The sequence below is a fragment of the Plantactinospora sp. KLBMP9567 genome (assembly GCF_033446045.1).
GTDB lineage: Bacteria > Actinomycetota > Actinomycetes > Mycobacteriales > Micromonosporaceae > Plantactinospora.
Genome location: NZ_JAWQRR010000030.1, coordinates 77,210 through 98,988, shown reverse-complemented (window position 1 = coordinate 98,988; position 21,779 = coordinate 77,210). Strand labels below are relative to the sequence as shown.

Below are 21,779 nucleotides of genomic sequence, written 5' to 3'. Positions count from 1 at the left end.
CCGGTCCCGCCGGGGCCGTCGGGCGGTAACCAGCAGGCTGCCCGACGGCCCCGGTCCGGTGGATCGGGGCTATCCGTGCAGCGGTTCCCGGGCCTTGGCGGTCGCCTCGTCGAGCCAGTCGAGATACCACCGGGCGAAGCCGATCCGCTCGCCGTGCGGACCGGCCAGCGGAGTGAAGCCGCCGTCGTCTGCGGTGTCGTCGGCCCACATCGCACCGCGCTCCGGGCCGCTGACCACCAGCAGGTGCCGGTACGCGCAGCCGAGGTGGCACAGGTAGACGGCGCCGACGGTGTGCAACGGGTCGTACGCCACCCGGTCGTGCAGCTCCCAGTAGGCGTCCTCGGCCGAGTTGAACTCCTCGACCGTGCCGAAGTCCTCCTCGTCCGGCGGCTCCGGCAGCTCGGCCGCCGGGTTGAACGGGCCGGTGTGCGGAAACGGCTCGCCGAGAGTCCCGATTTCGGTGAGGTCGGCGCCGTCACCCTCCCAGCGCCAGCGACCGTCCACCCGGCGCAGCGGGAAGAGGCCGTAGAACGGCCCCGCCCCGCCCCGGCTCACCTCCAGCAGGAAGCCGCGGTAGTCCTCCGGCAGCCGCACGCCGAGCTGCTCCTCCAACTCCGCCAGCTCGGCCGGGCGGAGCGGTGGATCGAGCAGCCACCCGTGGCCGTTGGCGCCGAAGACCTTCGCATCGGGCGTAGTGGAGAGCGCGGCCACCCGGTCGCGTACCCCGGACCAGTCGATGTTCGTCACGGGCCGGACCCTATCGGGGCGGTCCGACGGATCCGGATCCGGACACCAGCCGGTGGAAGTTGCTCATCAATTGATTTACGTCGGTCACCGAAGATATTGGGCAACGTGGATCCGGGCCGTATGCTCAAGTTGGCCGACCGGTCCAGGTTGGAGGCTTTCGTATGGAAGAACCCGGGGCTCCGAGACTGCGACACAACGACTTGCCGGATGTTGCCTCAGCGAGGCTGTCCGAGCTGGTGAGTCGACACGATCCACTCCTTGAGGAGTCCGTTCGCGCACTTGTGGCACTGTTGACGACACCGGCAGAGGTTACCCTGGGATGGAACAGTCATCTCGACATTGGCCCTTCCACCGAATCATCCCGGCCGAGTTCGACGCGCTAGGGAGTAGGCGGGCAGTACCCGAGTTAATCGGTTCCTTGAGACGATCTCGGCTCAGCCGCTCCATGCTCCTTCTGAAGTATCTTGTCGACTCGGTGCCGGTGCTGCGTTCCGTCGCCGAGTTGCTCGACGAGGCGCAGAGCGTGGACGCCGCAGCCGTCGAGGCCATTCTCGGAAACCCCTGGGTCGCCGTGCGGCTCGCGCGATTCGCCCGCCAACCGACATCCGCACTCCACTGCGAGGCGATGAGCGCGGTTGCGCTGGCGGCCGCCGTTCGGGTCGGATTGCCGGACCGGCGCGTGCTGCTCACCCCGACTCGTGGTGCCGTGATGGTTCCCACGCTGGGCATGTTGCGGAGGGACGGACCAGGCAGGTTCGGCGCACCCGACCTCTGTGGACCGGACTGGTATCCCGTGCGAGCCGTCCGGGCCGAGTGCGGGGGGCAACGGATGGAAATCGCGGTGGAAGACCTCGATCCGTACCGTGATTGTCATGGACATCCGGTGCGGAGCCGATTGACCGAACCCGAGTTTCATGAACTCGACCGGCTCTTCTCTGCCGCCTGGCGCCTTCTGGTCGTCTGCTCGCCGGCGAGAGCGGCGGAAGTGGCCGCTGGCCTGACCGCGTTGGTGCCGCTCGGGACGGCACGGAGGGTGTCGAGCGATGTCGGGGCCGCAGCGCCCGGATGCAGTGCCACCAACGAGGACGCCTTCGGTGGATTCGGCACAACCCTGCCACGAGATCCGGTGCAACTCGCGGTCACCATGGTCCATGAGATACAGCACAGCAAGCTTTGTGCGCTCGGCGCTCTCGTGCCGTTGTCACACACTGACCACAGCGCGACCTACTTCGCGCCATGGCGACCGGACCCGAGGCCGCTCAGTGGTTTACTACAGGGCATCTACGCCTTTGTCGCCGTAGCCGAGTTCTGGGCGGACCTCGGTGACCTACCCGAGTTCCGGGGGCGAGCGATGCCGGAGTTTGCGGCGACGAGGGCACAGGTGCGGCATGCGCTGACCGGAATCGAGAACTCACCCGGACTGACCCCGGCCGGCCGGCGGTTCGTCGACCAGGTGTCGGCCAGAGTACGACGGCTTGGCGGTGTCGTAGTCGATGCCTCGGCCGAACGAGACGTTTCCGCCCGGCTCGCGGATCTGGAGACGCGTTGGCGCGCGAGGCGGCTTGACCGGCTCAGATAGGCGGCGGCTCCAGTTCGCATTCCAGCCGGCGGTAGTGCTGCGCCGCCTGGATGTCCGGGTGCTCGGGGATGTATGCCTGTCGCAGTCCGTCGATGGCCTCGGCGCGGAGGCTCTCACCGCGTTCCTCTTCCTCTGTCTGGATCAGATCCAGCGCCGCGTTGACGGCCGCGTAGAGCGTGTACGGGTGCCTCGGCCCCCGTACCCGGATCGAGTGCTCCCACGCGGCAGAGGAGATGGCCCGGGCCTGGTCGAGCTGATGCGTACGGGAGAGGTCGTTGCTGTAGTTGACCATCGCGGCGAGGGTGAAGGGGTGATGCTCCCCGAGTACCCGCCGCAGCGCCGAATAGGTCCGCTCGTCCAGCCGGAGTGCCTCCCGGTCATAGCCGAGGGTCCGCTGGATGATCCCCAGGTTCAGTGCGGTGGCCAGGGTCATCGGATGTTCCTCGCCGTAGAGGTCGCGATAACCCGTCAACGCCGTTGTCATGTATTTCAACGCCAGGGTGGGATCACCGGCGGCACGCAGACAGTTCGCGTAGGTCGCCGTCGACATCACGGTCTGGCCGTGTTTCTCAAGGAAACGGATCGTGTGATCACGGTAGTTGTCGTGGGCGACCCGCAACGCGGCACGGATCTTGCCGCTCCTGCGCAGAGTGCCTGCGATCAGGTTGGTCGCCCGGAGCACGAGCGCATGGTCCTTGCCCAGCAGCCGTTCCTGTTGTGAAAGAACCTCCTGCTGGAGGTTGAGCGCCTCGGTGTACCGGCCGAGACCCATCAGGTCCCGTGCCTGCCCTTCGACCGCGAGGAACCTGGCGGCGTCGGACTCGCCGAGTGCCGCTCTCGAGAGCCGTTCAGCCTCGGTGTCGATCTCGTACGCGCCCGCGAAGTCACCGGCCCACCGCCGGTTCACCGCGACCGAGTTCAGCGCCCGCAGAGTGCTGGGGTCGCCGTCGGTGAACACGCGTCGGTGTATCTCCAGGTTCCGCTCGTCGAGCTGGCGCGCCTCGGCGAAGTTACCGGCGATGCGCAGGTCCGCGCCCACGCTGTTCATGGCACCCAGGGTGTACTCGTGCTCCTCGCCGAGCGTCTGCAGCATGCCGTCGTAAGCCCTCCTGGCGAACTTGGCCGCGCGCGGATCGGTGAGCATCCGTAGCGCGTCGGCGTACCGTCGGACGGCCAGCAGGGTCAGTGGGTCGTCAGGACCGTGTCCACCCGCCGCCACCGGCCGCTCCCACACCGCGATGATCGTCTCCGCGAGGTCGCGACACTGCTCGAAGTCGCCGGTGTTGTAGACGTACCTGAGCTGGTCCACGACGGTGCGGCGCTCGTGCAGACCGCCGTCGACGAGGCCGGCCGCCCGGACATGGGTCCTCAGCTCCGCATGTCGTTGCCAGGTGGCGAGGTCGTCCGGATCTCCCGGGTTGGCGGCCGCGACGAGCCGGCGGGCGTTGAGTAGCCCCTGTTCGCGTCGCTCGTCGACCAACTCTTCACGAAGCACCTGTTGGAACAGGCGATGCATGCTCAGCCGCCGGTTGGCGTTGTCCACGTTCACCAGTCCGGACCGGGCCAGGTCACGCACGGCGCGGGCGATGTGGTTGTGCTCTTGCAGGGCGCCGCGCAACGGCTCGGTGAGATCTGCCCCTCGCCCCTGCCACAGGACGGTGACCGAAATCGGCTCGGGACTCAGGAACGCCACGAGTTCGACGAGCTGCGCCGCTACGGGTGCTTCTTCCCGCAGGCGGGCGACTGCCAGTGCGACGAGGGTGAGCACGGTGTGGGGGTACTGGCGCGGCTTGCCCTCACGAAGTAGCGACTGTGCCCGCCTGCGGAACTGGTCCAGATATTCGTCGACCGATGTCAGTCCCGTGATCAACGAGATCACGGCCTGTTCGAGAGCGAGCGGAAGGTCGCCGAGTACGTCGGCCAGTCGCGAGGCGTCGGCCTCGGACAGTTCCGGCTGGCGCTTGCGCAGCATCGCCATGCTCTCGTCCCGAGTGAAGACATCGACCTCGCAGATCGGGCCGGTCGCTGCCCAGTCGGGGTTTCGGGAGGTGACCAGGACGTGCCCGCCCGAGCTGGGGACCAGCGACTCGAGTTGCTCGGGGTCGTCGGCGTTGTCGTAGACCAGCAGCCAGCGCAGGGTGGTGGTGCTGGCGAGCACGTCGAGCACGGACCGGATCGTCTGGTCGAGGCTACCGGTGCTCGGCAGCTCCAGCCTCGTGGCGAGGTGTGCCAGTGAGGCGCGGACGCTGCCCAGGTCCTCCGCCGGCATCCACCAGATCAACTCGTAGCGCTCGGCGTGCTGGTAGGCGAACTCCACCGCGATCTGTGTCTTGCCCACACCGCCCTGGCCCACGAGGATCGCCTCCGGGAGGACCGCTGCCTGTTGCTTGTCGTGGAGGGTCTGCTCCAACTTTCGCAATATCGTGTCGCGGCCGGTGAAGTAAGGGCTGCGTGCCGGTATGCCTCCGCGTATCCTCGTCGAGGAGACTTCCTTGGTCGTCTCCTCTTTGATGATTATCTTCATCTTCGGCTCCGGACTGTCATGGCTGGTGTCGACTTGGGAATCTGGTGGTTCCGGCTGCGGTATCTTCAGGATTTCGCCGGCCGCCCCGCGTAGCCTGCTCAGATCTGTCTTCCCCCATCCTAGATGAGGTGCGGCTCGATCTAGCCATTGGTCTATGCCTGAGCGGTCGTCCCGATTGTGAAATAAGACTTCGACGACTGCCAGAATAGCCGGCGCCGCCCAGGTTTCGTTGACCTGCCAGCCAATCTCCTGCACTAGGGCGTGAATTCGCTGGTTATTGACGGTGGTACCCGTCACGGCCTTGATCGCGTACTGGATCTCCTCGGTAGGGGTGCCCTGTAGGATCTCGATCAACTCGTCCTCGTGCGCCCATTCCTGCAGGAGCCGCTTGAGATCCTGCGTTGCCGTCGTGCCCTCGTTCAGGATCTCTACGACATCGAAGAGTGTCTGAAGCCCGTATGGTTCCGCCTCGCATCGCCGGACCAGTGAATGGAGATCCATTCGTGGGCTGTTGGTGTCCCGGATAGCAAGCTCGGTTTGGAGGGCGGCCTCGAGTTCCTGCCGGTAGAGCGGACGTGTGTTCGGGTCCTTCAACCCCGGTATCTGCAACAGCAGCGTTACCAGGGCGTTGACGCGCCGGGTGGACATGGAAGCCGAGCTCACCGGATCGTCCCACCTGCGCGTCGGGAAGGAGAGCGGGTCAACGCATGACTAGTCATCGGCGCCCTCCTCGACATCCAGTCCGTAGTTGACCATCAAATCGCGAAACCGGGCGACATTGACGGTAGTTGGGTGGGCGAGGATCGCGATCACCGCGTAGAGCTCCCGGAATCCATGGGGAAACCTTAATAATGTATCGACGAGCCCAAACACGTCAAGGCTGGCGACCGGGTGCACCGGGACGGCTCGACGAAGGTTTGCCGGGAGCATGTCCACGACCAGACGACGACCTTGCGGGTCGGCCATTACCGGGATCTCGATCAGGCTGTCGACCAGAGAACGCTTCTGGGCGAGGGTGAGCGACCGGGGTGATTCGTTCGTTCGGATCACGGCACCGGCGGTCGTACGAGCCAGCCGTCCGGTCCACCCCGTGGTTGGTACCACCCAGGTTGCCGTCCGCCCGGCCGAATCTATCCGGGTGGTGGTGATGCCGAGGACGGCACCCGTCGGAGGGTCGTAGGCGGGCGCTCCCACGAATCCATGGTCCGTCCCCACCTCCCGGGGGGAAGATCGGAGTCTTCGCCAGCCGGTTCGGGGATCAGGCTGCGCTTCCAAATCGGCGCTGATCCACAGGCCATCCCTGGAGCCGGGTGGAAAGCCGAAGATCCGTACCCGGCGCGCGGTGTTCGTCCCCGCCAGTCGGGCCACCTGGGCGTTCACCGAATTCCACAATCTCACCAACGCGATGTCATCTACCTGGCTACCGATGATCGGCCGTGCCTGGATTACCGTGCCGGGGACGAGGCCCAGTTCGGCGGCATCGGGTATGTCCACCATGATCGTGGACCGGGGAACTCCGTCGGGGTTTGCGACGTGAAAGTCCGTGACGACGAGGTCGGCCGCGACGAGTACCCCCGAACCGACTGTCCCGGCCCGGGCTCCGCCCCAGATCCTTACCCTTCCCCGGAAGAGCGTGGAGTCAGTCACACGCCACCTACCGGGCTGCGGACCGGGCCACGTCTCTCACAGCGGGAAAGTATTCGCAGAGCCGCGACCAGGGGCTATCAGATCAAGGACTTGCTGGTCGGGTCGAGCATGAGAACCAGGGTGGTGGGGCGGGCGCCACCCCCCCCACACCCCCCCCGGCGCGGGGCGACGCGGGGGGTTGGGCGTGCCATCATTAACGCCGGGGTGGTGGCGCCGGCCAACCCCCCCCCCCCACCCCATTGGCAGGTGCTCAGCGCGTCCGCAGCCCGTACCCGTACGGGAAGAGCGGGCGGTAGTTCCGGTCGCCGACGTTGATCGGCACCTGCGCCTCGCTGCGCGGCCAGCTCACCGAGAGCCTGCCGGTGAACGGGCGCCGGCCGAAGAGGACGTCGGCCACCCCGGCGCCCTCGCTGCCGGGCAGCCAGGAGGCGACCAGCGCATCCATCTGACCGAGCTGGTCGGTGAGCACCTGCGGCCGGCCCGAGACGACGAGCACCACGCAGGTGTCGATCGCGCCGCAGACCTTGTCGACGACCGCCTTGTCGCCGGGCTGGAGGGAGAGCGACTTCTCCTCCTGCTGCGGCGTCGTGCACCAGCCGCACTCCGGCCCGCCGACGTCGCCGAAGCCCTCGGTGTACGGCGTCTCGCCGACCACCACGACAGCGACGTCCGAGCCGGCGGTCGGGGCGGAGCCGTCCGCGCTGTAGGTGACCTGGGCGCGCGGCGCCACCTCGCGGATGCCCTCCAGGATGGTGGTACCCGGGATGACGTCGCCGGAGGCGCCCTGCCAGGTGATGGTCCAGCCGCCGGCCTGGTTGCCGATGTCGTCGGCGTTCCGGCCGGCGACGTAGATCTTGGCGTCCCTGCGCAGCGGCAGTGCCCGGTCGCTGTTCTTCAACAGCACCTGCGACTCGGCGACCGCCCGCCGGGCCAGCGCCCGGTGCTCGCGGCTGCCGACCTCGTCGACGTCGTCGGCGGAGGCGTACGGGCGCTCGAATAGGCCGATCTCGAACTTGGCCCGCAGGATCCGGCGCACCGCGTCGTCGATCCGGGCCTGGCTGACCCGGCCGGCCCGCACCTCGGCGAGGAGCAGGTCGATGAACTGTTTGGCGTTGTTCGGCACCATGAACATGTCGATCCCGGCGTTGACCGAGGTCCGCACCTTGTACGCGGTCAGCCCGGCCACCGTCGGCTCGTCCGGGTCGGGGATCTGGTGGATGCCCTCCCAGTCCGAGATGACGAAGCCCCTGAACCGCTGCGCCCCCTTGAGCACGTCGGTGAGCAGTTCCTTGTGCGCGTGCATCTTGACCGGGTTGCCGACGCCGTCCTCGATCCAGTCCACACTGGAGAACGACGGCATCACGCTGTCCACGTCGTGCCGGCGCAGTGCCGTCCAGAACGGCGCGAGGTTGGTCCGGGCGAAGTCGGCCCGGGTGGTGACGGTGACGCCCTGGTCGATGACGTACCGCTGGGAGCCGGACGGCAGGCTCTCGTTGGCGTCGGCGGCGGCCTGGTCGTACTCGGTGTCGCCGTCCCCGGCGTAGTGCTTGATGGTGGCCAGCACCCCGGCGTCGCGCAGCCCGTCGACGTAGCTGCTCATCTCGCCGACCAGCCCCGGTTCCTCGCTGAACGCCTCGTAGGCCCGGCCCCAGCGCTCGTCACGGGAGACGCAGAGGCAGGGGGCGAAGTTCCACGGGACGCCGGTGGCCTTGACCTCCTCGCCGGTGGCCTTGCCGATCTGCCGGACGAGCTGCGGATTGCGGGTCGCGCCGAGGCCGATGTTGTGCGGGAAGACGGTGGCGCCGTAGACGTTGGCGTGCCCGTGCACGGCGTCGACGCCGTAGATGATCGGGATGCCCAGCCGGGTGCTCAGCGCCTGCCGCTGGAAGTTGTTGATCATCGACACCCAGGCTTCCGGGGTGTTCGGGGTGGGGATGGAGCCGCCGCCGGAGAGCAGCGAACCGAGGCCCCACTGGGCGACCAGCGTCGGGTCGGCGTCCACCGCCAGCCGCTCGGCCTGGGCCATCTGGCCGACCTTCTCCGCCAGGGTCATCCGGCCGAGCAGGTCGTTGACCCGCCGGTCGATCGGCAGCCGCGGATTGCGGTAGTCGGGCTTGCCGCCGTGGCCGCCTGCGGCGTAACCCCTGATGTCGTCGGCCGAGCCGGCGACGGAGGCGGGGTCGGTGGACCCGGCGGGCGCCGCCGCCGCCCCGCCGGTGGGCGGCAGCGAGACGACGAGCAGGCCGGTGAGCAGGGTTATCAGTGGTGTTCGGGATCGCGAGTGTGGACGCATGTCGTGCCTCCAGAACGAAGTCGGGGTGCGCGCCAGGCCCGATCCTCCCGGTGACCATAAGACGGCGTCAATATCGGACGGTAAAGGTTCCTTCCTGAGAGCGCTCTATCCATAAGGTTTCGTCCACCTTCGTAGGCATTCGCAGTCTCCGATCCGGGGAAGACCGGCCGCCGGCGGTGCCGACGGCACGTCGGTGGGATCGAGCGGCACATCCGGGGGTGCGAGCCGGATCCGGCGTACGGAGGTGTTCGGCGCAGGGAGTGGATCGACGGTTGACAGCGCGTCGGCGCCCTATCAAGATCTACTTTGTGCGAAGCGCCTTTCTGACCAAGCGGGGTCACATCGACCTCCTGCGCGTCGCCAGCGCCGCCTGTCGACCGTCCCTCTGACGCCGGGCTCCAGTCCGCTCCGCCCTGCCGGCGGCGTTTCCGACCCGTAGGTCTCCGGCCCTGCGTGACGTCCGCCCGCGCGGCAATGTCCTATCCCGACAGGAGAACTCTGCTTCATGCTCAGACGTCCCCATCCCGGGCCCGCCGCCGCGGCGGTCGCCGCCACGCTGCTCGGCACGCTGGTCTGGGCCGGCCCGGCGACCGCGTCCGCGCTGCCGGCCGTACCGCCGCGTCCCGCCGACCTGCACGACATCAAGGGCTACCCCCGGCAGAACGTGCTGCCGGTCTGGCCGGACAACCCGAACGACGCGTCGATCCCGATCGGCGTCACGCCGTACCACGAGATCGCGCCCAACCTGAACGCGTTGCAGAAGGCCAGCGACCGGGTCTCCGCCCGGGTGGCCGGAAAGTCCTCCGGCGGCCACGACCTCTACGCGGTCACGGTCACCGCGCCGGAGAGCCGCGCCGAGGCACGCCAGCAGGAGCAGTGGAAGCGCCTGATCGAGGAGGAGCCGGTCCGGGCCCGCACCGACCGCCGGCTGCTCCGCGACTACAAGACCCCGCTCTTCGTCAACGCCAACATCCACGGCAACGAGTGGGAGGGTACCGACGCCGCGCTGCGGGTCATCGAGGAGTACGCCACCAGCACCGACCCGGCGGTCGTCACGCTACTCAAGCGGAACCGGCTGGTCTTCAACATCACCTCGAACCCGGACGGCCGGGTCGCCGGCACCCGGCAGAACGCGGCCGGCTACGACCTCAACCGCGACCTGACCATCGTGTCGCAGCCGGAGACCAACCTGATCCGCGAGCTGATCGTCGACACCAAGCCGATCATCACGCTCGACCTGCACGGCTACGTCAACCCGACGCTGCTGCACCCGAGCACCCCGCCGCACAACGTCAACAACGAGTACGACCTCTACATCAAGCACGGGCTGCCGAACGCGCTGGCGATCGAGGAGGGGCTGCGTGCCCTCGGCTATCCGGAGACCCAGCGGGCCCGGATCCCGTTCCGGGACGACGAGCCGGGTGTCTGGGACGACTTCCCGCCGATCTACGTACCGTCGTTCGCGATGTTGCAGAGCAGCATCCCGTACACCATCGAGGCGCCGCTGAACCCGCGCGGCAACCTCACGCCGGAGGAGAAGGTGCGCCGCTCCGGCATCAACACCGAGGTGCACGAGGTGGCGATCAAGACCTCGTTGCGGTACATCCAGGAGCACCGCAACCAGGTGATCTTCGACCAGGCCGAGGTCTACCGGCGTGGCTGGGCCGGTGAACCGTTGCGCGACATCCCGGACGGCTACGTGCCGGGCTGGGGCCCGGAGGACGACTACCACACCACCTTCCCCCGGGCGTACGTGATCCCGACCGGCCCCGGCCAGCACTCCGAGGCCGCCGCGGCCCGCCTGGTAGACCTACTCATCGGCAGCGGTGGTCGGGTCTGGAAGGCGAAGAAGGACTTCCGGGCGGACGGGAAGTCCTACCGGGCCGGCTCGTACGTCATCGACCTGCACCAGCCCAAGCGCGGCCTGGTCAACTCCCTGCTCGAACCCGGCATCGACCTGACCGGGCGGGTGGACGACCTCTACGCCGGCCCGGCCGCCTGGAGCCAGGGGCTGACCTGGGGTGCCACCGTCGACACACTGTGGAACCGCCTCCCCGACGTACGCCTGGAGCGGACCTACGACGGCACGGCCGAGGGTGACCTGCCCGCCGGCAACGTCGACCTGCGGCTGGACATCCAGGACGGCGCAGACCTGCTCGCGGTCAACTCCCTGCTGGACAAGGGCGTCAAGGTCTACCGGCTGGCCGACGGCTCGGTGGTCGTCCCCGGTACCCCGGTCAACCGCTGGCTGGCCTGGACGGAGGCCCGCGAGCACGACGTGACCTTCACCCGTGCCCCGGCCCGCTGGCGCGGTACCCTGCTGGACGAGGTGGTCGTCGGCTACCTGGGCACGGTCGAGGACCGGGACACCCTGCTCGACACCGGCTTCGAGGCCCGCACGGTCACCGCGACCACCCTGGCCACCACCCTCACCGCCGACCTCGACGTCCTGCTGGTGGCGAGCAACGTCAACCTGGCGAACCTGACCCCGGAGAACCGCGCCGCGCTGGACGCGTTCCTGGCCCGGGGCGGCGGGGTGGTCGGGCTCGGCACCGCCGGGGCGGGCTTCGGCAACGCCGCCGGACTGCTCAGCGTCACCGCCACCGCCGGCGCCAGCCTGGCCAGCGGGGTGGCGAACATCGTCAACCGGGGCGGCCCGGTGACCGCCGGTGCCATCCCGCACGCGTTCATCAACGGGCCGGTCTGGTTCACCGACCTCGGCGCCGGGGTCACGGTCGAGCAGTCGTACGCCGCCGACCCGCTGCTCGCCGGCTGGTGGGCGGCGAACGAGGCCGGCACCACCGGTCAGGCCGCGGCGGCCGGGCAGGCCAGCATCGTGCGTACGGTCAGCCCGGGCGGCAACGGCGTGGTGCTGTTCGGCACGGACCCGACGTTCCGGCTGCACCCCAAGGGCCTGCACTCGCAGTTGGGCCGGGCCCTGCTCTGGGCGGCACAGCGCTGACCCGATCCCGATGACCGGGTGAGACCGGGGCCCGGGTGTCAGACACCCGGACCCCGGGTGCGTCCGGTGACCGGAACGGGCCGGGCCCGCTCGGCACCGGCGGGTCTGCCCCGCAGCTTCGCAGACCCGCCGGTCCCGAGCGGCGCCGGCGCGGACCCGTCCCGGGGCCTTTGCCGCCGTACTCTCGGCAAGTGAAGCGGACCGGGGCACCACCGGGGCGGTAGCCGCGCCGCGATGGCACAAACTCGGGAAGGATGCACGGCCTCCGTGAGGTCCAGACTGCGCCGGCTCTACGCCGACGACCGGCAGTTCACCTGGACGGCCCGGATCGACCACGTCCGGACCGGGCAGGGACTGCGCCGGTGCATCCGGGTACGCTGCCCGGGTTCGTCGTCACCGACCTGCTGCTACTCGCCGAGCGCCCCGCGCCCGGCGGGTCAGTAGTCCGGACCCGGGACGAGGGGTCAGCGGCAGCGCCTGCGGCCGGAACGAGATTATTGAGACCGGATACTCACGTCGCCGAAGACGCTACGCGGAACCGCGTAGCGGCCGGCAGGAGTGGGCCTTGTCCGCGTACCGCGGTGGGGTTGAGGTGTGGGCGATTCACCCAACGCGGGCCGCCGGGCGGGCTTTCAGGCGCGTTGACGCTCGTCGCGCTGCCGGATGAGTTCCTCGACGGCGCTACGTCGCGGGCCAACAGTTCCTGGCTGATCGGCCGGTTCAGCACCTCGGTGATCTCGCTCGGTTGCACGGTCGTGCCTCCTGTCGCTTGTTGTCCGGACGGATCGTCAGCTGAGCTGCTCGGCCAGGGCGACGATGATGCCCTCCGGGCCACGGACGTTACAGAGCCGGTAGCTGTCCTCGTACTGGACCAGCTCGCCGACGAGTTCGGCGCCGTGGGTGCGCAGGCGGGCAATGACATCCTCGATGTCGTCGACGGCGAACATGATGCGCCGTATGCCCAGCGTGTTCGCCGGTGCGTCCTTCGGCTCGGCGCTGATCGCCTTCGGCCTGTGGAACTTCGTCAGCTCGACCCGGCCGTGGCCGTCCGGGGTCCGCACGACGGCGATGTCCGCTCGGACGCCGTCCAGCCCGACGAGCTGGTCCACCGATTCACCCTCGACTGTTGTCTCGCCCTCCAGCTCCATACCGAGTTCGACGAAGAACGCAATTGCCGCCGCAAGGTCGTCGACAACGATGAGGACGTTGTCCATCCGCTTGATCATGGTGGTTCTCCTTGTTCGTCACACGGCACGTCATGGCCGCTGGTGTTTCCGGGGACGCAGCCAGCGCCACATTCTCGACACCGCAAGGGTGCTGAGTTCCAGGACCTGCTGGCGGGTCGGGTTAGTTGTAGTAGCGGCGGGCGCTGGACCCGGTCCGGGTGATGTCGGTGCCGTAGATGTGCAGGCTGATGGCGGTGCGGGTGCCGGTGTTGCGAATCCGGTGGATGTCACCCGGCGGGGCGAAGCCGCTGACTTCGCCCACGTGGTTCTCCCGGGTGCCGATGAGGTTGAGTTCGTCGTCATAGAGGTCTTCGTGCTCGACGCCCTGCAGGACACCCACGACGCACCAGGTGATGTGGTCGTGAATCCTGGTGCTCTGACCAGGTCGCCAGACCAGGCCGAGGATGGAGAACGTACCGTCCAGCTCGGCGTGCAGAACGTGACCGGCCGGTCGGTCGGGGTCGCCGTGCTGCTGCTCGGGAGTCAGGATGTCGGGGCCGGGCAGATACGCGCGGAGCTGATCGGCGACCAGTTCCGCGGTCCGTGCCCAGTCGGCCCGCATGTCGATCACTTGGCGTACCGCGGCGATGAGAGCGTCGGTGGGGCCGGCGATGAAGCCGGCCGGGGGTGTGATCACGTGCTGGAGAGCCGTGCCCGCCATGTCGTCCTCCTCGTTCGCCAGCGGGGTCGTCCCGGTCAGCGTCTACCAAGCAAGACTCATTCGTCCAATGCCAACTTCTGCGGTTACCCATAACTACCATGGATGAATGCTGGACATCGTGCGGCTACGCATCCTCGCGGCTGTCGCCGCACACGGCTCGGTCACCAAGGCCGCCAAGCACCTGAAGTACTCCCAGCCAGCGGTCAGCCACCATCTGGCCCGGCTGGAAGCCGAGACCGGCGCCCAACTCGTCCAGCGAATCGGGCGAGGCATCCGACTCACGCCGGAGGGTGAGCACCTGGCCCGCCGCGCCGTGGAGATCGTCGGACGGGTCGACACGGCTGCCGCGGAACTGTCCGCGATGGTGGGCCTGCGAACCGGCCGGGTCCGGGTCGCCGGCTTCCAATCAGCACTCGCCGCCCTGGTACCGCACGCCGCCGCCACCCTGCGGCGTGACCACCCCGGCCTCGAACTGCGCCTGGCCGACGCCCACCCCCAGGTGGCACTGAACCTGCTGCGCGACGGGCAGGTCGACGCCGCCGTCATCTTCCGCTACGACGACACCACACCGGACGACATCCGCGCCACGCACCTGTTCGACGACCCGATGTACCTGCTCAGCCTCGAACCCGGCCAGACACTGCGGGACCACCGCGACTCGGCCTGGATCGCCGGCTGCGAAAACTGCCGCCGCGAGTTCGTCGACGCATGCGAGCGGGCCGGCTTCACCCCGCACGTCGTCTACACCAGCGACGACGTGATCGTCGAACAGGCCCTCGTCGCCGCCGGCATGGGCGTAACCACCATGCCCGGCCTGGCCTTACGCACCCACCGGGCGCCCGGAATCGAAGCCACCCCGCTGCCCGACTTCCGCCGACGCGTCTACCTCGCCACCTACGGCGACCCACCGGATCCCCCCGCCACCACAGCCTTCAGCACCGCGCTGCGCCACGCCGTCCAGCAGACCCGCCCCGGCGAGCCAACACCACCCGACGAGGGGGCCTAACAACGATCATCAAAGAAGGACGGAAGATCCGCCGAATCCGCCAACCACGTCCCGACATCCGCCAACCGAGCATCCAGACCGAAACGGTCCCGGGGTGCGTCAGCGGCTGGCGGTGTGGGTACCGTGCTCGACGCAGACCGCCGACCAGCCCGACGGCAGCACCTGGACCTTCATCCGGCGCCGGCAGGAGGCGCAGTAGCGCGGCGGCTCCAGCGCGCGGGCGGCCCGACAGGCGTCATGGTCGCCGGTGGCGGCGGCCTCGCCGCACCGGTCGCACCAGTTGGCCGTATCCGTCGACATCGTCACAGCGTCGCCGACAGCGCCTTGACCGGCATCTTCAACTCGTCCAGCAGCGCCAGGTCCTCGCCGGCCGGGCGGCCCAGTGTGGTCAGGTAGTTGCCGACGATCACCGCGTTGATCCCGCCGAGCAGGCCGTCCCGGGTGCCGAGGTCGCCGAGGGTGATCTCGCGACCACCCGCGTACCGGAGGATGGTCCGCGGCATCGCCAGCCGGAACGCGGCGATGGCCCGCAGCGCGTCGCGCGGCGCCACCACCGGCTGATCGCCCAGCGGGGTGCCCGGGCGGGGATTGAGGAAGTTCAGCGGCACCTCGTGCGGGTCCAGCTCGGCGAGTTGCGCCGCGAACTCGGCACGCTGCTCGACGGTCTCGCCCAGCCCCAGGATGCCGCCGCAACAGACCTCCATGCCGGAGGTCCGTACCATCCGCAGCGTCTCCCAGCGCTCTTCCCAGGAGTGCGTGCTCACCACGTTGGGGAAGAAAGAGCGGCAGGTCTCCAGGTTGTGGTTGTAGCGGTGCACACCCATTTCGACGAGTTCGTCGACCTGGGCCTGGGTCAGCATCCCGAGCGAGGCGGCGACCTGGATGTCCACCTCGGCCCGGATCGCGGCGACGCCGTCGCGCATCTGCTTCATCAGCCGCTCGTCCGGGCCACGGACGGCGGCGACGATGCAGAACTCGGTGGCCCCGGTGGCGGCGGTCTGCTTCGCCGCCTCGACCAGGGACGGGATGTCCAGCCAGACCGACCGGACCGGCGAGGCGAACAGCCCGGACTGCGAGCAGAAGTGGCAGTCCTCCGGGCAGCCGCCGGTCTTCAGCGAGACGATCCCCTCGACCTCGACCTCCGGGCCGCACCAGCGCATCCGTACCTCGTGCGCGAGCTGGAGCGCAGCCGAGAGGTGCTCGTCGGGCAGCCGCAGCACGGCGAGCACGCCTGCCTCGTCGAGGCCGACACCGCCGTCGAGCACCTGGGTACGCGCCCGGTCGAGGATTTCTGGCATGGGTCGTACCCTACAAGCGGGCCGTCCGTCGATGTGGTCCCACCCGGCCGACCTGCCCGGACGCCCCGCCGGTGGTGGATCGGCCGGCCCGGCGGGACGCCGCAGACCGCGACGGATGGTATTTTCGCCGGTCGGGGCCGTCGCGCCGGCCGGCGCCGCGGCCCGCCGAGCCCGGGCCCGGGCCCGGTGCGAGCCGCCCCGGGCGGGCCGGAGCCGCGCACCATGCGGCGATCGGGTTTCCGACAGCGCCCGGGGGCGGACGCGGACCAGTGTGGGGGTGGCGGTGCCGAGCTGGCTGGAGACTCTGGACCGGCGGGCGCGGCTGCGCGCCAAGGCCGGGCTCACCCGGCGGCTGCGGCCGAGGAGCGCCGCCGAGGACGTGGTCGACCTCGCCGGCAACGACTACCTCGGACTGTCCCGGCATCCGGCGGTGGTCGCCGCCGCGGCGGAGGCGCTCACCGGGTACGGCCTGGGCGCCACCGGCTCCCGACTGGTACGCGGCTCCACCGAGGCACACCAGACGCTCGAGTCCTACCTCGCCGACTGGCTCGGCGCCGGCCGGGCCCTGGTCTACTCCTCCGGCTACCTCGCCAACCTCGGCGCGGTCCGCGCCCTGGTCCAGCCCCGCACCCTGTTGGTCTCCGACGCGCACAACCACGCCTCGCTGATCGACGGCTGCCGGCTCTCCGGTGCGGAGACCCGGGTCACCCCGCACCTGGACCTCGGCGCCGTCGAGGCGGCCCTGGCCGGAGCACCGGGCCGGCCGGCGGTGGTGGTCACCGAGTCGGTCTTCTCGGTCGACGGCGACCTCGCGCCCCTCGCCGAGCTGCACACGGTGGCCCGCCGGTACGGCGCGCTGCTGCTGGTCGACGACGCGCACGCGCTCGGCGTACTCGGTCCGGCCGGGGCGGGCGCGGTTCCCGGCGCCGGACTGGCCGGCGAGCCCGACGTGGTGGTGACGGCGACCCTCTCCAAGTCGCTCGGCGGAGCCGGCGGGGTGGTGGCCGGGCCGGCCGAGCTGGTCCGGCACCTGATCGACACCGGTCGCACCTTCATCTACGACACCGCGCCGCCGCCGGCGGTGGTCGCCGGGGTGCTCGCCGCGGCCGGGCTGGCCCGGGCCGGCGACGCGCTCCGGACCGAGGTGGCCGACCGAGCCGGCACGGTGACCCGCCGGCTCGGTGCGGCCGGGCTGGAGGTTTCCGCACCGGCCGCCGCGGTGGTCTCGGTGACCGCGCCCGGTCCGGAGACCGCGGTGGCCTGGGCGGCCGACTGCCGGGACCGGGGCGTCGCGGTCGGCTGCTTCCGGCCGCCGTCGACCCCGGACACCCGTTCCCGGCTGCGGCTGACCATCAACGTCGGCATCGACCGTGCCGACTTCGACCGTGCCATCGAGGTGATCGTGGAGTGTGCCCCGTGACCGCGACCGGAGGTGGATGGTGAGCGGCGTGGCGTGGCGGGGGCCGATCCTGGTCACCGGCACCGACACCGACGTGGGCAAGACGGTGGTCACCGCGGCCATTACCGCCGCGGCCCAGGCCGCCGGCCTGCGGGTCGCGGTCATCAAGCCCGGCCAGACCGGTACGGCGACCGGGGCGGAACCGGACGTCGACACGGTGAACCGGCTGGCCGCGCCGATGACCGCGCGCACCCTGGTCAGCTATCCCGACCCGCTGGCACCGCTCGCGGCGGCCCGGGTCGCCCAGGCCGAGCCGCTGGAGCTGTACGCCGTGGCGGACGAGATCAGGGCCGACGCGGACAAGCACGACCTGGTGCTGGTCGAGGGGGCGGGCGGACTGCTGGTCCCGATGGGGTTGCGCCCGTCCGGTGAGGCGTGGACGCTCGCCGATCTGGCGGTGTCGATCGGCGCCCCGGCGGTGGTGGTCACCCGGGCCGGGCTCGGCACGCTGAACCACACCGCGCTCACCCTGGAGGCGCTGGACCGGCGGGCGGTGCCCTGCGGCGTGGTGCTCGGCGCCTGGCCGGCCGAGCCCGAGCTGGTGCACTGGGCCAACCTGCGGGAACTGGTCCCGAGCATGGTCGGCGCGCTGCCGGACGGGGCCGGCACGCTCGAGCCGGGGGTGTTCCGCCGCTCCGCGCCGGGCTGGCTCACCCCGGCCCTGTACGGCGTACTCGACGACTGGCGGGCCTGGGCCGAAGAGGTCAGCTGACCGGGCCAATAGTGCCCCGCCGCTGATCCGGCGATTCCTGACTTTCGGCAGTAACCAGCCGGTGGCGTGGCTAGTAGCCTGGCCGGGTGATGGCCGGGCTCCGCGACGTACGGTGGTGGCGCCTGCCGGCGGGCAGCCCGGCCGCGCCGGTCGGGCCCCCGCGCCCCGGCGGGGCGGTGCCGCCGCGCCCGCGCGACCGCCTCCTAGACCTGGCGCTCTGGGTCGTGATCTCGGCGCCGATCGCGACGGCGCTGCTCACCCCGCCGTACTCCTCCTGGTTTCCCGGCCGGCTCGCCGGTTCCCTGCTGGTGACCGGGCTGGCGGTGCTGGCCAGCCGGCGGGCACCGCTGCTCGGGCTGCTGCTGGTGGTGCTGCCGACCGCCGGGGACGGCAACTTCATGTTCGGGATCCCGGTGCTGAGCTATCTCGTCGGGCTGCGCGAGCGCCGTTCCGGCCCGGCCGCGCTGGTCTTCGCCGGGATCGGGCTCGGCGGCACGGTCCTCAACCTCGGCGTGCTCGGCACCGACGCCGAGGTCTGGTTCCTGCTCGCCAGCACGCTGCTGGTCGGCGGGGTCTTCCCGTGGCTGGTCGGCCGCTACCATCGGCAGCACCGGGCGCTGGTGCTCGCCGGCTGGGAGCAGGCCGACCTGCTGGAGCGGGAGCAGCGCGGCGCCGCCGAGCGGATCCGGATGCGGGAGCGGGCCCGGATCGCCCAGGACATGCACGACTCGCTCGGCCACGACCTGAGCCTGATCGCGCTGCGCGCGGGGGCCCTGGAGGTGGCGGCGGACCTGGACGAGCGGCATCGGCGGGCCGCCGGTGAGCTGCGGGTTAGCGTGGCGCTGGCCACCGACCGGCTCCGCCAGGTCATCGGGGTGCTGCGGGACGACGCGGAGCCGGCGCCGACCCGCCCGCCGGGGGAGCGGGTCGACGACCTCGTCGCGCGGGCCCGGGCCGCCGGGATGGCGGTACGGCTGCTGGTCGAGGGGGACTCCCCGGATGCCGCCGGGCCGCCGATGGTGGAGCGGGCGGTCTGCTCGGTGGTGCAGGAGGCGCTGACCAACGCGACCCGGCACGCGCCCGGTGCCGCCGTGACGGTGGCGGTGCGCCGCGACGCCGACCGGATCTCGGTGCGGGTCGGCAACGAGCGGCCGCCAGCCGGACCGCTACCCGGGGTCCGGGGCGCCGGGTCCGGCCTGGTCGGGCTCCGTGAGCGGGTACGCCTGGCCGGCGGCACCCTGCGGGCCGGCCCGGACCGCGGCGGCTTCGAGGTGTACGCCGACCTGCCGGCCGCACCGCGAGCGGAGGCCGGACACACCGAACCGGCCGAGCCGGGATACCCGGTGCCGGACGTCGCCGCGCCACCGGTCGGGGCGGCCACCGCGCACCGGCTGCGTTCGGCCCGGCAGCGGGTCCGGCGCAGCCTGCTGGCCGCGGTCACCGTCCCGGTCGCGATCGGCGCCCTGCTGGTCGTCGCCTACTACCCGATCGCCACCTTCGGCGCGGTGCTGGACTCCGACCGCTACGCGCAGCTCCGGATGGGGCAGGACCGGGCCGAGCTAGGCGACCTGCTGCCGGACCGGCAGGTCGTCGCGCCGTCCGGCGCCGCCGACCGGGCGGTACCCAGCGGTGCCACCTGCGAGTTCTACTCCGACGGCGCCTTCCCGTTCGGGCAGGCGGTCTACCAGGTCTGCTTCCTGCACGGGCGGCTGGTGGTCAAGGACCGCCTCGGCGGTTGACCCGCCAACCCGCGTCCCGCCGCCGGCGCCGTGCCCCACCGCCGCGCCGGCCGTCACCGAGTTGAGGAGTACGCGTGATCCCCGTCCTGCTGGCCGACGACGAGGCGATGATCAGAGCCGGTGTCCGGGCGATCCTCGCCGCCGACCCGGAGATCGAGGTGGTGGCCGAGGCCGCCGACGGGCGCGACGCGGTCGAGCTGGTCCGGGCCCACCGGCCCCGGGTGGCGCTGCTGGACATCCGGATGCCCCGGCTCGACGGGTTGGCCGCCGGAGCGGAGATCCGCCGGCTGGTACCGGAGACCGCGGTGGTCATGCTGACCACGTTCGGCGAGGACGACTACATCGCCCGGGCACTCGGCGAGGGGATGAGCGGATTCCTGCTCAAGTCCGGCGACCCTCGGGAGCTGATCGCCGGGGTACGGGCGGTGGCGGAGGGCGCGGCGTACCTGTCGCCGGAGGTGGCGCGGCGGGTCATCGAACTCGGCGGCGGGCTGCTGGCCCGGGCACCGGCCGCCCGGGAGCGGATCGAGGGGCTCACCGAGCGGGAACGGGAGGTGCTGGCGCTGGTCGGTGCCGGGCTCTCCAACGCCGAGATCGGCCAGCGGCTCTTCCTGGTCGAGGGGACGGTGAAGAGCTATCTGAGCAGCATCTTCACCCGGCTCGGGGTACGCAACCGGGTGCAGGCGGCGATCATCGCGTACGAGGCGGGCCTGACGGCCTGAGCCCGTACGGGGCGGGGCCCTCTCCGGCCAGGGATCGCCCCGCCCCGGGCTCAGGCGTCCCGGCGGCGCAGTACGGCGAGCCCGGCCAGCAGGGCCGCGACCACCCCGCCGGCGACGATCAACAGGCCGGCCGCCGCCGTTCGCGACGTAGATCGCGAGTTGCCCGGCGGTGGCGGCCATCAGCACGCTGGCGAGAGCCGGTCGACCGCCGTGGTGGCGCCGAAGCGCCTGGTCAGTTCGGTTAACGTGATCATGGATCCTTCCGGTGCTCGTAACAGCGGGACAGCGACGGTGGGAATCCGGACGGCGGTCACACAGCGGACGATCGAGGGTCGGCGGGGCCGACTTTCGCCAGGAATGCCGGCCGGTGCTCCGGGCGGGTACACAGGTCGGCCGGCGACGTAGGCTGGGTGCCGTCCGGGCAGCCGTCGGTGCTGGAGGTCCTCAGTCATGCAGCAGGTCGAGGCGGATTCCTCGATGCCCGGAGCGGACCGGGTGGCCGGTTCCGTCCGGTGGTACCCCCGGGTGCTCACCCTGGCCGTCGTGATCGTGCTGGTGGACCAGATCACGAAATACCTGGCCGTGGCGGCGCTCTCCGACGGCGGCGTCGTACCGGTCCTCGGCGACCTGCTCAGCCTGCGGCTGCTCTACAACCCGGGCGCGGCGTTCTCGATCGGCACCGGCGTCACCTGGATCTTCACCATCATCGCCGCTGTCGCGGTGGCCGCGATCACCCGGGCCGCCTGGAAGGTCCGCAACCGGGCCTGGGCGCTCGCCCTCGGCCTGGTGCTGGGCGGCGCCACGACTCACCTGCTGGACCGGCTCTTCCGCGCGCCCGGGTTCGCCCGGGGCCACGTCGTCGACTTCATCGACTACGCCGGCTTCTTCGTCGGGAACGTCGCCGACATCTGCCTGGTGCTGGGCGGTGCGCTGATCGTCCTGCTGTACCTGCGCGGGATCGACATCGACGGCCGGCGCGACCGGGCGTGACCCGGCCGGGCGGAGCCGGGCCAGGCCGAGCACGGTGCCGAGCCCGGCACCGGCCAGCAGCACCATCGCCCAGGCGATCGCTGCCGGACCGAACGCGTTGACCGCCAGCCCGATCGCCGGGGGCAGGGCGATGCCGCCGGCCATCGACACCGCGACCACGGTCGGGGTCAGCCCGGGGCGGTGCTCGGCCAGCCAGGCCAGTCCGGTGGGGAAG

Annotated in this window: 18 protein-coding genes; 10 read left to right on the top strand and 8 right to left on the bottom strand. The window is 70.7% G+C overall.

Features of this window, described 5'->3' with window-relative positions:
- Window positions 1-69 precede the first annotated feature (69 nt).
- Window positions 70-747 carry an SMI1/KNR4 family protein gene (locus R6Y94_RS23700; RefSeq protein ID WP_318398100.1) on the bottom strand — a complete coding sequence of 226 codons (678 nt, stop codon included), beginning with the start codon at window positions 745-747 and terminating at the stop codon, window positions 70-72.
- 445 nt (window positions 748-1,192) lie between these two features.
- Between R6Y94_RS23700 and R6Y94_RS23695 the strand changes: the two genes are divergently transcribed.
- Window positions 1,193-2,326: an aKG-HExxH-type peptide beta-hydroxylase gene (locus tag R6Y94_RS23695; protein ID WP_318398099.1), complete on the top strand. Its 1,134-nt coding sequence runs from the start codon at window positions 1,193-1,195 to the stop codon at window positions 2,324-2,326.
- Here the strand turns inward: R6Y94_RS23695 and fxsT are convergent.
- From fxsT to R6Y94_RS23680, 3 genes are all read right to left on the bottom strand, one after another.
- Window positions 2,319-5,498: an FxSxx-COOH system tetratricopeptide repeat protein gene (fxsT, locus tag R6Y94_RS23690; RefSeq protein ID WP_318398098.1), complete on the bottom strand. Its 3,180-nt coding sequence runs from the start codon at window positions 5,496-5,498 to the stop codon at window positions 2,319-2,321. The two genes, R6Y94_RS23695 and fxsT, sit on opposite strands and share 8 nt — an antisense overlap.
- Window positions 5,499-5,561: 63 nt before the next feature.
- The gene (locus R6Y94_RS23685; RefSeq protein ID WP_412102856.1) at window positions 5,562-6,347 is read right to left on the bottom strand and encodes an effector-associated domain 2-containing protein; all 786 of its coding nucleotides are present in this window, start codon (window positions 6,345-6,347) and stop codon (window positions 5,562-5,564) included.
- A gap of 400 nt (window positions 6,348-6,747) precedes the next feature.
- Entirely contained in the window at window positions 6,748-8,790 is a 2,043-nt protein-coding gene (locus R6Y94_RS23680; RefSeq protein WP_318398096.1) for a glycoside hydrolase family 3 protein, read from the bottom strand.
- 176 nt (window positions 8,791-8,966) lie between these two features.
- On the opposite strand from R6Y94_RS23680, the gene R6Y94_RS45270 reads away from it, so the two are divergent.
- The 3 genes from R6Y94_RS45270 (at window position 8,967) to R6Y94_RS23670 (ending at window position 12,196) form a co-directional block, all read left to right on the top strand.
- Window positions 8,967-9,179: a putative leader peptide gene (locus R6Y94_RS45270; protein ID WP_412102855.1), complete on the top strand. Its 213-nt coding sequence runs from the start codon at window positions 8,967-8,969 to the stop codon at window positions 9,177-9,179.
- 116 nt (window positions 9,180-9,295) lie between these two features.
- Window positions 9,296-11,752 carry a M14 family zinc carboxypeptidase gene (locus tag R6Y94_RS23675; protein ID WP_318398095.1) on the top strand — a complete coding sequence of 819 codons (2,457 nt, stop codon included), beginning with the start codon at window positions 9,296-9,298 and terminating at the stop codon, window positions 11,750-11,752.
- 267 nt (window positions 11,753-12,019) lie between these two features.
- On the top strand, window positions 12,020-12,196 hold the full coding sequence (locus R6Y94_RS23670; protein WP_318398094.1) for a hypothetical protein: 177 nt from the start codon (window positions 12,020-12,022) through the stop codon (window positions 12,194-12,196).
- A 344-nt stretch (window positions 12,197-12,540) separates the two neighbouring features.
- Here R6Y94_RS23670 and R6Y94_RS23665 read toward each other — a convergent pair whose 3' ends face one another.
- Both R6Y94_RS23665 and R6Y94_RS23660 read right to left on the bottom strand, forming a co-directional pair.
- Window positions 12,541-12,978: a VOC family protein gene (locus R6Y94_RS23665; protein WP_318398093.1), complete on the bottom strand. Its 438-nt coding sequence runs from the start codon at window positions 12,976-12,978 to the stop codon at window positions 12,541-12,543.
- A gap of 121 nt (window positions 12,979-13,099) precedes the next feature.
- Window positions 13,100-13,639, bottom strand: coding sequence for a cysteine dioxygenase family protein (locus R6Y94_RS23660; RefSeq protein WP_318398092.1), 540 nt, complete (start codon window positions 13,637-13,639; stop codon window positions 13,100-13,102).
- A gap of 106 nt (window positions 13,640-13,745) precedes the next feature.
- Here R6Y94_RS23660 and R6Y94_RS23655 point away from each other — a divergent pair, with 106 nt between their 5' ends.
- Window positions 13,746-14,645 carry a LysR family transcriptional regulator gene (locus tag R6Y94_RS23655; protein ID WP_318398091.1) on the top strand — a complete coding sequence of 300 codons (900 nt, stop codon included), beginning with the start codon at window positions 13,746-13,748 and terminating at the stop codon, window positions 14,643-14,645.
- Between the two features lie 99 nt (window positions 14,646-14,744).
- Here R6Y94_RS23655 and R6Y94_RS23650 read toward each other — a convergent pair whose 3' ends face one another.
- Together R6Y94_RS23650 and bioB are read right to left on the bottom strand one after the other, a co-directional pair.
- Window positions 14,745-14,945 carry a hypothetical protein gene (locus R6Y94_RS23650; protein WP_318398090.1) on the bottom strand — a complete coding sequence of 67 codons (201 nt, stop codon included), beginning with the start codon at window positions 14,943-14,945 and terminating at the stop codon, window positions 14,745-14,747.
- A 2-nt stretch (window positions 14,946-14,947) separates the two neighbouring features.
- Entirely contained in the window at window positions 14,948-15,943 is a 996-nt protein-coding gene (gene bioB, locus R6Y94_RS23645; RefSeq protein WP_318398089.1) for a biotin synthase BioB, read from the bottom strand.
- A gap of 283 nt (window positions 15,944-16,226) precedes the next feature.
- On the opposite strand from bioB, the gene R6Y94_RS23640 reads away from it, so the two are divergent.
- From R6Y94_RS23640 to R6Y94_RS23620, 5 genes are all read left to right on the top strand, one after another.
- Entirely contained in the window at window positions 16,227-17,363 is a 1,137-nt protein-coding gene (locus tag R6Y94_RS23640) for an 8-amino-7-oxononanoate synthase (RefSeq protein ID WP_318398113.1), read from the top strand.
- A gap of 16 nt (window positions 17,364-17,379) precedes the next feature.
- Window positions 17,380-18,114: a dethiobiotin synthase gene (gene bioD / locus R6Y94_RS23635; protein WP_318398088.1), complete on the top strand. Its 735-nt coding sequence runs from the start codon at window positions 17,380-17,382 to the stop codon at window positions 18,112-18,114.
- Window positions 18,115-18,203: 89 nt separating this feature from the next.
- A complete protein-coding gene (locus R6Y94_RS23630; protein WP_318398112.1) occupies window positions 18,204-19,853 on the top strand; it encodes a sensor histidine kinase in 1,650 nt (549 codons plus the stop codon).
- Window positions 19,854-19,960: 107 nt separating this feature from the next.
- Window positions 19,961-20,575: a response regulator gene (locus R6Y94_RS23625; protein ID WP_412102860.1), complete on the top strand. Its 615-nt coding sequence runs from the start codon at window positions 19,961-19,963 to the stop codon at window positions 20,573-20,575.
- Between the two features lie 450 nt (window positions 20,576-21,025).
- On the top strand, window positions 21,026-21,565 hold the full coding sequence (locus R6Y94_RS23620) for a signal peptidase II (protein WP_318398111.1): 540 nt from the start codon (window positions 21,026-21,028) through the stop codon (window positions 21,563-21,565).
- The last annotated feature ends 214 nt before the right edge of the window (window positions 21,566-21,779 follow it).